At 69.7% G+C, this 12,815-nt stretch carries 11 protein-coding genes and 1 pseudogene; 8 read left to right on the top strand and 4 right to left on the bottom strand.

Annotation, left to right across the window (positions count from 1 at the left end):
* The first annotated feature begins 3 nt into the window (after positions 1-3).
* From dctP to FA743_RS15705, 4 genes are all read left to right on the top strand, one after another.
* Positions 4-1,089, top strand: coding sequence for a TRAP transporter substrate-binding protein DctP (dctP, locus tag FA743_RS15690; protein ID WP_136887038.1), 1,086 nt, complete (start codon positions 4-6; stop codon positions 1,087-1,089).
* A 165-nt stretch (positions 1,090-1,254) separates the two neighbouring features.
* Entirely contained in the window at positions 1,255-3,417 is a 2,163-nt protein-coding gene (locus FA743_RS15695) for an esterase-like activity of phytase family protein (protein WP_136887039.1), read from the top strand.
* 104 nt (positions 3,418-3,521) lie between these two features.
* Entirely contained in the window at positions 3,522-3,914 is a 393-nt protein-coding gene (locus FA743_RS15700) for a thiol-disulfide oxidoreductase DCC family protein (RefSeq protein WP_136887040.1), read from the top strand.
* Positions 3,911-4,384 carry a DUF427 domain-containing protein gene (locus tag FA743_RS15705; RefSeq protein ID WP_136887041.1) on the top strand — a complete coding sequence of 158 codons (474 nt, stop codon included), beginning with the start codon at positions 3,911-3,913 and terminating at the stop codon, positions 4,382-4,384. Before FA743_RS15700 ends, FA743_RS15705 begins: the two co-directional genes overlap by 4 nt.
* A gap of 24 nt (positions 4,385-4,408) precedes the next feature.
* On the opposite strand, the gene FA743_RS15710 is transcribed toward FA743_RS15705, so the two are convergent.
* From FA743_RS15710 to FA743_RS15720, 3 genes are read right to left on the bottom strand one after another with little or no spacing between them, the layout of a single operon-like run.
* Positions 4,409-5,449 (bottom strand): lipocalin-like domain-containing protein, encoded by a 1,041-nt coding sequence (locus FA743_RS15710; RefSeq protein WP_136887042.1) that lies wholly within the window; start codon positions 5,447-5,449, stop codon positions 4,409-4,411.
* On the bottom strand, positions 5,439-7,838 hold the full coding sequence (locus tag FA743_RS15715) for an ABC transporter permease (RefSeq protein ID WP_136887043.1): 2,400 nt from the start codon (positions 7,836-7,838) through the stop codon (positions 5,439-5,441). Before FA743_RS15715 ends, FA743_RS15710 begins: the two co-directional genes overlap by 11 nt.
* Positions 7,835-8,485, bottom strand: a complete 651-nt coding sequence (locus tag FA743_RS15720; protein WP_136887044.1) for an ABC transporter ATP-binding protein — start codon at positions 8,483-8,485, stop codon at positions 7,835-7,837. The genes FA743_RS15715 and FA743_RS15720 overlap by 4 nt, the downstream gene beginning before the upstream one ends.
* A 182-nt stretch (positions 8,486-8,667) precedes the next feature.
* Here FA743_RS15720 and FA743_RS15725 point away from each other — a divergent pair, with 182 nt between their 5' ends.
* Positions 8,668-9,201 carry a CBS domain-containing protein gene (locus FA743_RS15725; protein WP_246054992.1) on the top strand — a complete coding sequence of 178 codons (534 nt, stop codon included), beginning with the start codon at positions 8,668-8,670 and terminating at the stop codon, positions 9,199-9,201.
* An 80-nt stretch (positions 9,202-9,281) separates the two neighbouring features.
* Positions 9,282-10,529, top strand: a complete 1,248-nt coding sequence (locus FA743_RS15730; RefSeq protein WP_136887045.1) for an Hsp70 family protein — start codon at positions 9,282-9,284, stop codon at positions 10,527-10,529.
* Here the strand turns inward: FA743_RS15730 and FA743_RS15735 are convergent.
* Positions 10,526-11,476, bottom strand: coding sequence for a LysR family transcriptional regulator (locus FA743_RS15735; protein ID WP_136887046.1), 951 nt, complete (start codon positions 11,474-11,476; stop codon positions 10,526-10,528). The two genes, FA743_RS15730 and FA743_RS15735, sit on opposite strands and share 4 nt — an antisense overlap.
* A 136-nt stretch (positions 11,477-11,612) precedes the next feature.
* Between FA743_RS15735 and chvE the strand changes: the two genes are divergently transcribed.
* Positions 11,613-12,668: a multiple monosaccharide ABC transporter substrate-binding protein gene (gene chvE / locus FA743_RS15740; protein WP_136887047.1), complete on the top strand. Its 1,056-nt coding sequence runs from the start codon at positions 11,613-11,615 to the stop codon at positions 12,666-12,668.
* Between the two features lie 51 nt (positions 12,669-12,719).
* A pseudogene (locus tag FA743_RS20955) lies at positions 12,720-12,815 on the top strand (ABC transporter ATP-binding protein); the annotation flags it as partial.

The following is a 12,815-nucleotide window of genomic DNA, read 5'->3' on the forward strand; positions in this document are numbered from 1 at the left end:
CCCATGAGACATCTGATGACCACCGCCGCCCTTGCGCTGGCGACCGCCACCCCGGCCTTGGCGGAAAACTGGACGATGACCTCGACTTGGCCCTCCAGCCTGGAGCTGATCGAGATCGACAAGCACTGGGTCGATCTGGCCAACAAGCTGGTCGATGATGACAAGCTGACCATCGAGTTCTACGAGGGCGGCAGCCTGGTCCCGGCGGGCGAGGTCTTCGGCGCCGTCGAATCCGGGACCATCCAGGCGGGCGCCGACTGGCCCGGCTATTGGGCCGGGCGCGACAGCGCCTTCTCGCCGCTCTCGACCACGGCCAGCCTGTTCAACGCGGTCGATTACGTGAACTGGATCCAGGAATGGGGCGGGGCGGACCTCTACAACGAGGTCTATGGCAAGTTCGGCATGGTCTATCTGCCCTATGGCGTGACCAACAACGAATCCGGCTTCCGCACCACCAGCCAGCCGATCCGCACGCTGGAGGATCTGGCCGGCCTGCGCCTGCGCCTGTCGGGGCTGGAGCAGGGCCGCCTGCTGGAGAAGCTGGGCGGCAGCCAGGTCAGCATGGCCGGCGGCGAGATCTATCAGTCGCTGGAACGCGGCGTGATCGACGGGGCGGAATTCTCGACCCCCAACGTCGATTTCTCGGGCGGCTTCCAGCAGGTGACCAGCTATTGGTCCACGCCGGGCTGGCACCAGTCGTCCTCGGTCTTCGGGGTGATGATCAACAAGGGATCATGGGACGCGCTGGACGAGGAAACGCAGGAACGCCTGCAGATCGCCGCCGATGCGACCATGCTGTGGAGCCTGTCCTTCACCGAAAAGCGCGCGACCGAGGCCTATGCCGAATTCGAGGAGGCCGGGACCGAGATCACGCGGCTGGACGACGCCGCCCTGGCCCGCGTGCAGGAACTGGCCAACGAGACCATCACGGAGGTTGCCTGCGAGAACCCACTCTCGGCCAAGGTCTATGCCAGCCAGCTGAGCTATCTGCAGGATTACGCGACCTGGCGCGACGCCTCGGCGCCGTTCAATCTGGGCCGCACGCCCGACGGCCCCGATCTGGCCGCGATCGAGGCCTGCGCCGAATAGCGCAAGGGCGCGCACCCGACATCGACGTGGGCGCAGGTCGCGCCCCGTCACCTCGCTTGGCGACCCCCCGCCCCGGCCTGTCTGCAAAACGTCGCGCGTCTGTCACAGGAACGACACCTTGCAGGGTCAGACAAGGCCACCGATTGATCCTTGGGGGACCCTGCCATGCCGAAGCTTGCCCTTCTGACCTCGGCCATCGCGCTTGCGACGGCCATGCCCGCGATGTCCGAGACGGTGTTCAACCGCATCGCCTCCTTCGCCACGCCGGACAACATGGCCCAAGGCGAGGACCGCGCCCGCCCGACCTCGGCCGAGATCATCCAGGCCTCCGAGGACGGCAACACGGTCGTCTATTCCGACAGCCCCCTGGGTGTGCTGGGCTTCGTGGACATCACCGATCCCATGGCACCCAAGCCCCTCGGCAATGTCGCCATGGACGGCGAGCCGACCACCGCCGTGATCATCGGCCAGCGCGTCTTCGTGGGCGTCGACACCTCGGCCTCCTTCACCGATCCCTCGGGCCAGCTGCGCGTGCTGGATCTGGACAGCCGCGAGGTCCTGTCCTCCTGCGATCTGGGCGGACAGCCCGATGCGGTCGCCAAGGCCAAGGATGGCAGCTTCCTGGCCGTCGCGATCGAGAACCAGCGCGACGAGGACCTGAATGACGGCGCCCTGCCGCAGATGCCCGCCGGCTATGTCGTCAAGCTGCCCGTCACCGAGGGCGAGCTGGATTGCGAGGGACAGCAACGCATCGAGATGACCGGGATGGCCGAGATCGGGGCCGACGATCCCGAACCCGAATATGTCGACACCAACGAGGCGGGCGAGATCGTCGTCACCCTGCAGGAAAACAACCATATCGTCGTGATCGGCGCGGATGGCACGGTCGCCTCGCATTTCAGCGCGGGCACCGTCAGCCTTGAGGATGTCGATGCGCTGGACGATGGCGCGCTGAACTTCACCGACACGCTGGCCGATGTGACGCGCGAACCCGACGCCGTGAAATGGCTGGACGCCGATCACGTCGTCACCGCGAACGAGGGCGATTACGAGGGCGGCTCGCGCGGCTGGACGATCTTTCACCGCGACGGCACGGTCGTCTACGACTCGGGCAACAGCTTCGAGCATGCGGTGATCGAGGCGGGCCATTATCCCGACCGCCGGTCCGACGCGAAGGGAGTCGAGCCGGAATCCATCGAGGTCGCGACCTTCAACGGCACGCCCTATGTCTTCGTCGTCTCCGAGCGCGGATCGATCATCGGCGTCTATGACGTGACCGACCCCGCCGCGCCGCGCCTGTCGCAGATGCTGCCCTCGGGGATCAGCCCCGAAGGCATCGTGGCACTGCCCGAGCGCAACCTGCTGATCACCGCCAACGAGGCCGATCTGGGCGAGGATGGCGGCGCGCGCGCGCATGTGATGGTCTTCGAGGCGGGCGAGGGGCCGGCCAGCTATCCGATGCTGACCTCGGCTGGTGCCGAAGAGCTGATCGGATGGGGCGCCCTGTCCGGTCTGGCCGCCGGCGAGGGGCCGGGCCAGCTGTTCGCCATCTCGGACAGCGTCTATGGCGCGCAGCCCGCGATCTATACGATCGACGCCACCCAGACCCCGGCGCGCATCACCACCAAGACCGTGATCACCCGCAACGGCGATCCCGCGCAGAAGCTGGATCTGGAGGGCATCACCCCCGATGGCGAGGGCGGCTTCTGGCTGGCCTCGGAAGGGCGCAGCGACCGGCTGATCCCGCATGCGATCTATCACGTCGATGCCGAGGGCGAGATCCAGGACGAGATCGGCCTGCCCGCCGAGCTGCTGGCCCACGAGACCCGCTTCGGCTTCGAAGGCATCGCCCTGCAGGGCGACCGGCTGTGGATGGCCGTGCAGCGCGAATGGGGCGACGATCCCGAGGGGCAGGTCAAGCTGGTCTCCTATGACCTCGAATCCGAGGAATGGGGCGCGGTCGCCTATCCGCTGGAAGCCAAGGGCGAGGGCTGGATGGGCCTGTCCGAGATCACCATCGACGGGGACTGGGCCTATGTCATCGAGCGTGACAACCAGATCGGGGCCGCCGCCGTGGTGAAGAAGCTGTTCCGCGTGCCGCTGGCCGACCTGGCCCCGGTGGCCCTTGGCGAGACCCTGCCCGTGGTCACCAAGGAAGAGGTCCGCGACCTGATCCCCGACCTGCAGGCCACCGGCGGCTATGTCGTCGACAAGGTCGAGGGCTTTGCCATCGACGCGGAGGGCGAGGGCTGGGTCGTCACCGACAATGACGGCGTCGACGACAGCTCGGGCGAGACGCTGTTCTGGTCGGTCGGCGCGATGCGCTGAACGTCAGGCTGACGGCAAGGGGGGCGGGTGTCGGTCGATCCGGCGCCCGCCCCTGCGACATGGCGCCCCTTGGCACCTGCGCCGCAAAGGCGGACAGTCGCGGGATGGACACGGATACCCGCACCTCGGTTCTCTACAATGCCACCTGCCCGGTCTGCAGTTTCGAAATCGGGCATTATGCGCGCTATGCGGACCGGCAGGGCCTGCCGATCCGCTTCGACGACCTGAATTCCAAGGCCCGGCAGGACTGGGGGCTGGATGCCGACACGGCGGCGCGGCGGCTTTACGTGCTGCATGACGGGCAGCTGAGGTCCGGCATCCCGGCCTTTCTGGTGCTCTGGGCGCAGATGCCGCGCTATCAGTGGCTGGCGCGGATCGTGGGCCTGCCGGGGATCCGGCAGATCGCGGGGGCGACCTATGACCATGTGCTGGCCCCGCTGATCTATCGCTGGCACCTGCACCGGCTGCGCAAGCGTCCCGCCGGGGGGCGCCCATGACCTCCCTGCCGCGCGAGAACGTGCAATCCTATCCCCGCCCGCCGGCGCTGGAGCCGGTGCCGCAGCGCATCCTGATCCGCCTCGGTGGCGCGGTCGTGGCCGAGACGCTGCGCGCCCTGCGGGTGCTGGAAACCCATCATGCGCCGACCTATTACCTGCCGCCCGAGGATGTGCAGGCGGTCCTGCACCCGGCGGCGGGCAGCAGCTTCTGCGAATGGAAGGGGGTCGCGCGCTATTACGACGTGATCGCCCAAGATGTGACGGCGCCCCGCGCGGCTTGGGCCTATGACAGCTCCACCGGGCGCTTCGCCGCCTTGGCAGGCTATCTGGCCTTCTATGCCGGGCTGGTGGACGAGGCTTGGGTCGGTGATCTGCGCGTCCAGCCGCAGCCCGGCGATTTCTACGGGGGCTGGGTCACGCCCAATCTGGACGGGCGGATCAAGGGCGCGCCGGGCACGCGGCACTGGTAGCCCCGTCAGGTGGACGGCCGGGGGTCAGTCGTCGCCATAGCCCGTCATCTCCAGATAGCCGGTGCCGGCATGGCTGCCGGTGATGGTCACCGGCCCCTCCCAATAGGGAACCGAGACACCCATCCAGGCATCGGGGTTCAGCGCGGTGACGGTCACGTCGACGCCGCGATCGGGCAGGGTGACCTGCCAGGTGGTCGGCACCTGCCGCCCGGCCACCGGGGTCAGGTCCAGCGGGCGGGCCGCGAAAGCGCCGTCAGGAAAGGCCGTGGCCTGCCCCTCCGCCGTGATCCAGGTGGCCGAGGTATAGTCCGCATCGCCCCGCAGCACGAAGCCCATCATCTTGTCGCCGCCCTCGAAGGACAGAGAGAACCAGTCCCAGCCCTGCTGATCCTGGGCCAGCGGCTGGCTGGACCATTCGCGGTCCAGCCAGGCCTGGCCGGTCACCGGAATGTCGCCCTCGGGCAAGCTCAGCGTGCCCGCCAGATCGAAGAAGGGCTGCGAATAGTAATGGCTGGCCTGTCCCGCCGCCGACTTGACCGAATAGCCGTCCTGCCCGTGCAGGACCAGCGGCCCGGTCGCGCGCAGGTCCACGTCATAGGCGAAATCGGTGCCCGCGGCCGTCAGGCGCAGCCGGTCCAGATCCAGCCCCTGCATCGCCCAATCGTCGATCCAGGCCGAGAAGGGATCGGCCTCGACCCCCGCCTGCCCGATGCCGCCCCGCGCCAGACGCTCGGCGGCGAAATGCGCCTCGGGGGTGGTGACGGCGGCATGGCCCATCCACAGCTGCGGCGTGTCCCAGCCCGTGCCATCCTGCGGCGCCAGCGCCGATCGGAACAGCGTCCATTGCAGGCCGTAGGGGGTGCCGTCCGGGCCGGTCAGGGTGGCGGTCAGATACCACCACTCGATCCGGAAATCGGGATGGGGGCCGTGATCGGCGGGGAAGTGCAGGACATGTCCGGGGACGGGCTCGGCAAAATCCTGCGCCTCTGTCCCCAATCCGGCAAAGCCCTGCGCCTGCGCCGCCAGCGGCAGGATCAGGGCCAGCGCCACGGCCTTAACGTTCATGACGGAACACTCCCAGAAGCTGCGCCACGGGGATGCGCGACAGGCGCCAGGCGGGCCAGGCCGCGGCCAGCGCCGCCGCCAGCAGGGCCAGCCCGCCCAAGCGCAGGTAATCCAGCGGGAACAAATGCATGGGCAGCCGCCAGCCGAAGGCCTCGACATTGACGACCGCCAGCAGCGCCCAAGCCAGCGCCAGTCCCAGGGGCAAGGCCAGCGCGCCGGTCAGCGCCGCCAGCACCACGGTCCGCAGCAGGTCCAGCGCCGCCAGCCGCCGCCGCGTCACCCCGAGCGCCCAGACCGGGGCCAGCTGCGGCAGGCGCATCGCGGCCAGCGTCAGAAGGCTCATCAGGATGGCGAAGCCCGCAACGGCCAGCGTCAGCACGTTCAGCGCGGTGGTGACGGTGAAGGTCCGCTCGAACACCGACAGGGCGGCGGCCTTGACGGCGGCTTGATCGGTCATCGCGGCATCCGGCAGCCCGGCCCGGTCCCGCAGCCGGTCGCGCAGTGCGTCGATCCGGTCGGGGGCCACGCGAAGGCCGAAGCGCAGCGCCTGAACCTCGGGGAACAGCGCGCGAAAGCGGTCCTCGGTCAGGGTGACCTGCCCGACCGGATTGCCGTAATCGCCGTAGATGCCCAGCACCGGCAGGGCAGGCCCGGCGCCGAGCGGAACGGTGGCGCCCAGGTCCAGACCGGCGCGGCGGAACAGCTGCTCGTTGACCAGCACGCCCTCGCCCCGCGCCAGCGCGTCCCAGACATCGGGGGCGGCGCGCAGGAACTGCCAGTTGTCGCGATAGGTGGCGTGATCGCGGATCCCCTGGATCTGCACCGGGCGGCCCGCCACCTGCCCCTCGGTCGCCAGCGCGGGCAGGATCGCATCGGCATGGGTGGCGGCGACCGCAAGGATCGCCTCGGCCTGGGCTGCATCGGTGGCGCCGACATACAGGTCGGCGGCCAGCCGCTGGTCCAGGAACCCCGTAAAGGTCAGCCGGAACGAGGACACCATCGTCGAGACGCCCAGATTGGCCGCCATCGCCAGCATCAGCGCCATCAGCGCCAGCGACAGGCCCGGCAGTTGCAGCCGCGTGTCGGCCCAGAACCACTGCCCGAAGGCCGAGGTCGCGCGCCCTTGCGCCAGCCCGGTCAGCAGCGCCAAGAGGGGCGGCAGCGCCAAGGCCCCGCCGATCAGCAGCGCCGCCAGCATCGCAAACCCCGCCAGCAGCCCCTGACCCCAGAGCGCCAGCCCGCCTGCAACCGCCAGCAGCCCCAGGGCCGCCGCCGCCTGCCCGCCGCGCCAGCGCGCCATGCCCGCGCCCCGGGGATGGACCGCGCCCAGCAGCGGCGTGCGGGCCAGCGACCACAGCGCCCCCCCGGCGGCGACCGCCGTGCCGCCCATCGCGATGGCCAGTCCCGAGATCCACCACGAGGGGCGCAGCGCCAGCTGGCCCGAGACCTCGGCGCCATAGAGCCCGCGCAGGGTCGCCGCCACGTCGGGCATCAGGGCTGCGGCCATCAGATAGCCCAGGGCCACGCCGATCAGCCCCGCGACCAGCGCCAGCACGGCAAGTTCCAGCGCCATCAGCGCGATCAGGCGGCGCAGCGGCACGCCCAGGGCGCGCAGGGTGCGCACCATCGCGCGGCGCTGCTCGAAGGCCAGACTGATCGCGCCATGCACGATGAACAGGCCCACCGCGAAGGACAGCAGGCCGAAGGCGGTCAGGTTCAGGTGGAAGCTGTCGGTCAGCCGGGCCAGGTCGGCGCCCTCCTGCGCGGCGGTCAGGATCAGGCCGGGCACGACCTCCTCCAGCGCGGGGCGGGCGCGGGGCTGCTCGCCCGACAGGATCAGCCGGTCGATCTGGCCGGGACGGTCCAGCAGGCGCTGCGCCACGCCGATATCGGTGACCGCCATGTCGGGGGCGGCATCCTCGGCCGCCACATGCCGGGCGCCCGTCCGGGGCAGGCGGGCCAGCACCTCGGGGCGTGCCAGGATCTGGCCCGGATCCGACAGGAAGTCCCCCAGGTCGGCCCCGCCCGGCAGGCCCGGCAGGCCCGAGCCTTGTCCCGAGCCCTGCGGCGCGGTCAGCGGCTCGATGCCCACCAGGCGGACCTCGCCCAATTGCCCCTCGATCACCGGAGAGACCAGCCAGCCCGCGCGGCGCAGCGCGACATAGCTGTCCTGCGCGATGGGGCCGCCGTCGGCGCGGGTGATGCGGGGCAGGGTGCCCTCGTCCAAGGCCGAGGCGGCGCTGTCATAGCTGGCGCGCGCCTCGGCATTGATGGCCTGCACGCCGGACCAGAGCGCGGTGGCCAGCGCCAGCCCCGCCAGCAGCGTGATCAGCTGCAGGGGGCTGCGCCACCAATGCCCGACCAGCGCCGAGAGGACGGCGCCGGTCATGCCAGCAGCCCCGCCTGCAGGCGCAGCCGCCGGGGCAGGCGGGCCGCCAGCCGCTCGGAATGGGTGACCAGGATCAGGCCCGCGCCGGTCTCGGCCACCAGATCCATCAGCAGGGTCAGGACGGTCTCGGCACTGGCCTCGTCCAGGTTGCCGGTCGGCTCGTCGGCCAGGACCAGATCGGGCCGCGCCGCCAGCGTGCGCGCGATCGCCACGCGCTGCTGCTGGCCGCCCGACAGCTGTTCGGGATATTTGTGCAGGTGATCCGCCAGACCAAGCCGGTCGGCCAGCGCCCGGTCCACCGCCGGATCGTGGCGGCCCGACAGCCGGGCCTGAAAGGCGATATTGGCCCCGGCACTCAGCGAGGGGACCAGGTTGAACTGCTGGAAGATCACCCCCACCGTCCCCCGCCGCAGGCCCGCGCGCCCGGCATCGTCCAGGGGCGTCAGGTCGGTGCCGTTGATCGCCACCCGGCCCCGGTCGGCCGTGTCCAGCCCGCCGATCAGATGCAGCAACGTGCTTTTGCCCGACCCGGATTCGCCCATCAGCGCCAGCATCCGCCCGCGGTCCAGATCGAAGGACACCCCGCGCAGCACGGGCGCCGTCGCGCCGGGATAGGTCTTGGTCACATCGCTCAGCGCCAGCAGCATCGGGTCTCCTTCACCGGGGCAGGATAGGGCATGGGGCCGTGACGGAAAGGGGGATCGGGAGCCAAGGGCTGTGCAGGGGGTGCGACGTGATGGCACAAGAAAATCCTTGATCGGGCGCGCGGATGGCCCAGACTTCGCGGCACCCGCCGGAGCCGCGGCCGGAACCGTGAAGGACATCGCCCGTGAGTGAAACTCCTGCCAGAAAGGGCGCCCGGATCGTCGATCGCCCGGAATTTTCCAGCAAGTTCAGCCCGCTGACGGGGCAGGCCGGGATGACCGTCTTCGATGCCGTCGCCGCGATGAAGGCCAAGAACTATGGCTGCATCGTCATCACCGACATGGCGGGCCGGGTCGAGGGGATCGTGACCGAGCGGGACATCATGTTCAAGCTGGTGGGCCAGAACGGCGATCCGACCACGGTGACCCTGGCCCAGATCATGACCCGCGACATCCGCATGGCACGCGAGACCGACAATGTGGTCGACTGGCTGCGGATCATGTCGAACGAGCGCTTCCGCCGCCTGCCGGTGGTGGATTCCGAAGGCCGGTTGCAGGCGCTGCTGACCCAGGGCGATTTCGTCAGCTATACCTGGCCCGATCTTCTGCATCAGGCCAGCGGGCTGGCCAAGGCCACGATCCTGGGGCAGCTGCATTACATCGTGATCGCGGTGCTGGTCTTTGCGCTGGCGCTGGTGGCGCTGACCACCCTGACCTGACCCGCCGCCGGGCGCTGCTTGACAGCCCCGTGGCCGCCGCCTAGACCGCCGCCTTTCCAAGGCGCGTGGGGGCTTTCGACATGGCAGGGCAGTCCGGCAGCCTGGGGATCGACTTCGGGACCTCGAACTCGGCGGCGGGGCATCTGGTGGACGGGCGGCCGCGGCTGATCCCGATGGCGCCGGGGCAGACGACCATGCCCACGACCTTCTTCATCGACAGCGACGCGCGGCGCCTGCTGATGGGCGAGGCCGCGAACCGGGCGCTGCTGGACGGGCGCGAGGGGCGGTTCATGCGGGCATTGAAGCGCGTGCTGGGCACCAGCCTGATGCACGAGCCGCGCCAGATCCTGTCCGAACGCGTGACCTTCGTCGACATCATCGCGCGCTTCCTCAACCGCATCAAGACCACGGCCGAGGCCGAGACGGGCCTGACCTTCCGCCGCGCCCTGTCGGGCCGCCCGGTGGTCTTTCACGGCGCGGACGACCCGCGCGAGGCTCAGGCGCTGGCGGATCTGCGCCGCTGCTATCTGGCGGCGGGCTTTGACGAGGTGGACTTCCTGCCCGAACCCGAGGCCGCGGCCATCGCCAGCGGCGTGACCGCCGAGCCGGGTGCGGTGGGGCTGATCGTCGATGTGGGCGGCGGCACCTCGGATTTTTCGCTGTTCCGGGCCGAAGCGGACGGGGTGAGCATCCTCGCCAGCCACGGCATCCGCATCGGCGGCACCGATTTCGACCGCGCGATCAATCTGGACCGGGTGATGCCGCTTCTGGGCAAGGGATCGACGCTGCGGCGCGCGATGGGGCCGGGCACCGGGCCGGTGCCCAATGCGATCTTCAATGAACTGGCGACCTGGGAACGCATCGCCTTCGCCTATACCCCCCAGAACCGCCGCCTGGTGGCCGAGATGGCGCGGCTGGCCGAGGCGCCCGAGCGCATCGCCCGTCTGGCCCGGGTGCTGGAGGACGAGCTGGGCCATGACACCGCCTTCGCGGTCGAGGCGGGCAAGATCGCGGCCAATGACGGGCTGACCTCGGCGGCCATCGCGCTGGACCAGATCCAGCCAGGCCTGAGCGCGCCCCTGCCGCCCGAGGTGCTGGCGCAGATCCTGTCCGCCCCCGGCCAGCAGCTGCGCGAGGCCGCGCGCGAGACGCTGCGCCGGGCCGGGCTGCAGACCGGGCAAGTGGACCGGGTGATCTATGTCGGCGGCTCAAGCCTGATGGCGGTGGTGGGCGACAGCCTGCGCGCCGAGTTCCCCGACGCCCGCCATTCGGTGACCGAGGTCTTCACCGCCGTCACCGACGGTCTGGCCATCGCCGCCGCGCGCTAGAGGTTCGCGCCGGGGCGCTGGCGCGACTTCTCGATCACGCAGGCCCGCAGCCGTTCCGCCAGGGGCGAGGGCGGGCGGCGGCGCAGGCTGAGCAGGTAATAGGGCGGCACGCTGATCTGTCCCTGCAAGGGCAGGCGCGCGAAGCGGGCGCTGACCGGCGGGTCGGTCAACAGGGCCACGACCTCGTCCGACAGGGGCGCGATCGCGTCGCTTTGCGCCAGATAGGACACGGTGAACAGCAAGGACGGGCTGTTCACGACATTGCGCGGCTCGGACAGGCCGGCGCTGGCGAAGGCGTCCAGCGTCGCCTCGCGGATCGGCGCGCCGCGGCTCTGCATGATCCAGGGCTGGTCCAGAAGCCGGGCCAGGCCGACGGGGCGGCCGTCATCCAGCGGATGGCCCAAGCGCACGCAGAAACTGACCTTCTCGTCGCGCATCGGCTGGATCAGCAATTCGCGGCTGTCGAATTCGGGCAGGATGCGGGCCAGCACGAAATCCATGTCGCCCGCGACCAGATGGCCCAGCAGCTCACGCGAGGGCATGACATCGACCGTCACCTCGGCCTCGGGGGCCTCGTCCTTGATCTGGCGGATGGCCGAGACGAGGTAATCGACCGCCGGGCCGGTGACCGCGCCCACCCGCACCGATCCGGCCAGCCCCCCCGCCAGCGCGCGCACGTCGCCCGCCAGCCCCTGCATCTCGTGCAGGATCACCCCGGCGCGGCGCAGGACCGCCGCCCCGATCTCGGTCGGCGCCATGCCCTTGGGGTGGCGGGCGAACAGCGCGGCGCCCAGCTGGCGCTCGGTCTCGGCCAGCAGGCGCGAGGCGGCGGGCTGGCTGAGCCCGCAGCTGGCCGCCGCCTGCTGCAGCTGGCCCGCCTCGGCGATCTGCAGGATCAGGCGCAGCTGCGCGGGCTTCAGCATCAGGCGGGCGGGGGCAAGGCACATATCAATCCTGTCATGCAGATTTCGGGTTATGTCAATTTACCATCATGTGCCCGCATTGCTATGGTCATCGCGTGCCGACGGGAGACGGCAATCGACAAGAGGGCGGCGGCCCGGATCCGCCACGGGGGAGGACACCATGAAGATCAAGACAACGGCCGTCGCGCTGGCGATCGGCGTATCCTGGCTGGCCACGGGCGCCATGGCGCAGACCATCGGCATCGCGATGCCCACCAAGTCGTCGGCGCGCTGGATCGACGACGGCAACAACATGGTCCGGCAGTTCGAGGAGGCCGGCTACGAGACCGACCTGCAATATGCCGAGGACGACATCCCCAACCAGCTGGCCCAGGTCGAGAACATGATCACCAAGGGCGTCGACGTGCTGGTGATCGCCGCCATCGACGGCACCACGCTGTCGAACGCACTGGCCAATGCCGCAGCCTCCGACATCCGGGTGATCGCCTATGACCGGCTGATCCGCGACACGCCGGACGTGGACTATTACGCCACCTTCGACAATTTCTCGGTCGGCGTGATGCAGGCCAGCTCGCTGGTCGCCGGGCTGGAGGAGCGCTTTCCCGACCAGACCCCGTGGAACGTGGAACTGTTCGGCGGCAGCCCCGACGACAACAACGCCTATTTCTTCTATGACGGCGCCATGTCGATCCTGCAGCCGCTGATCGACGAGGGCCGCATCGCCATCGTGTCGGGTCAGGCGGGCATGGACACCGTGGGCACGCTGCGGTGGGACGGTTCGGCCGCGCAGGCGCGCATGGATAACCTGCTGTCCTCGGCCTATACCGACGCGCAGGTCCATGGCGTCCTGTCGCCCTATGACGGGATCTCGATCGGGATCCTCTCGTCGCTCAAGGGCGTGGGCTATGGTTCGGGCGATCTGCCCATGCCCATCGTCACCGGCCAGGATGCCGAGGTGCAATCGGTCAAGTCGATCGTCGCGGGCGAGCAATATGCGACCGTCTTCAAGGATACGCGCGAGCTGGCCCGGGTCACGGTCGGCATGGTCGACGCCATGCTGAAGGGCGGCGAGCCCGAGATCAACGACACCGAGACCTATGACAACGGCGTCAAGGTGGTCCCCTCGTTCCTGCTGGAGCCCGTGCCGGTCGATGGCGCGAACTGGAGCGAGGTTCTGGTCGACAGCGGGTACTACACCGCCGAGCAGATCCAGTGAGACCGTGGTGCCGCCCCCAAGCGGGGCGGCGCCGCCAAGGGGGGATGGGCCATGACCGCGCTGCTTGAAATGCGCCGCATCAGCAAAAGCTTTCCGGGCGTGAAGGCTCTGGACGATGTCAGCCTGTCCGTGGCCGAGGGCGAGATC

Source organism: Paracoccus gahaiensis (assembly GCF_005048225.1).
GTDB lineage: Bacteria > Pseudomonadota > Alphaproteobacteria > Rhodobacterales > Rhodobacteraceae > Paracoccus > Paracoccus gahaiensis.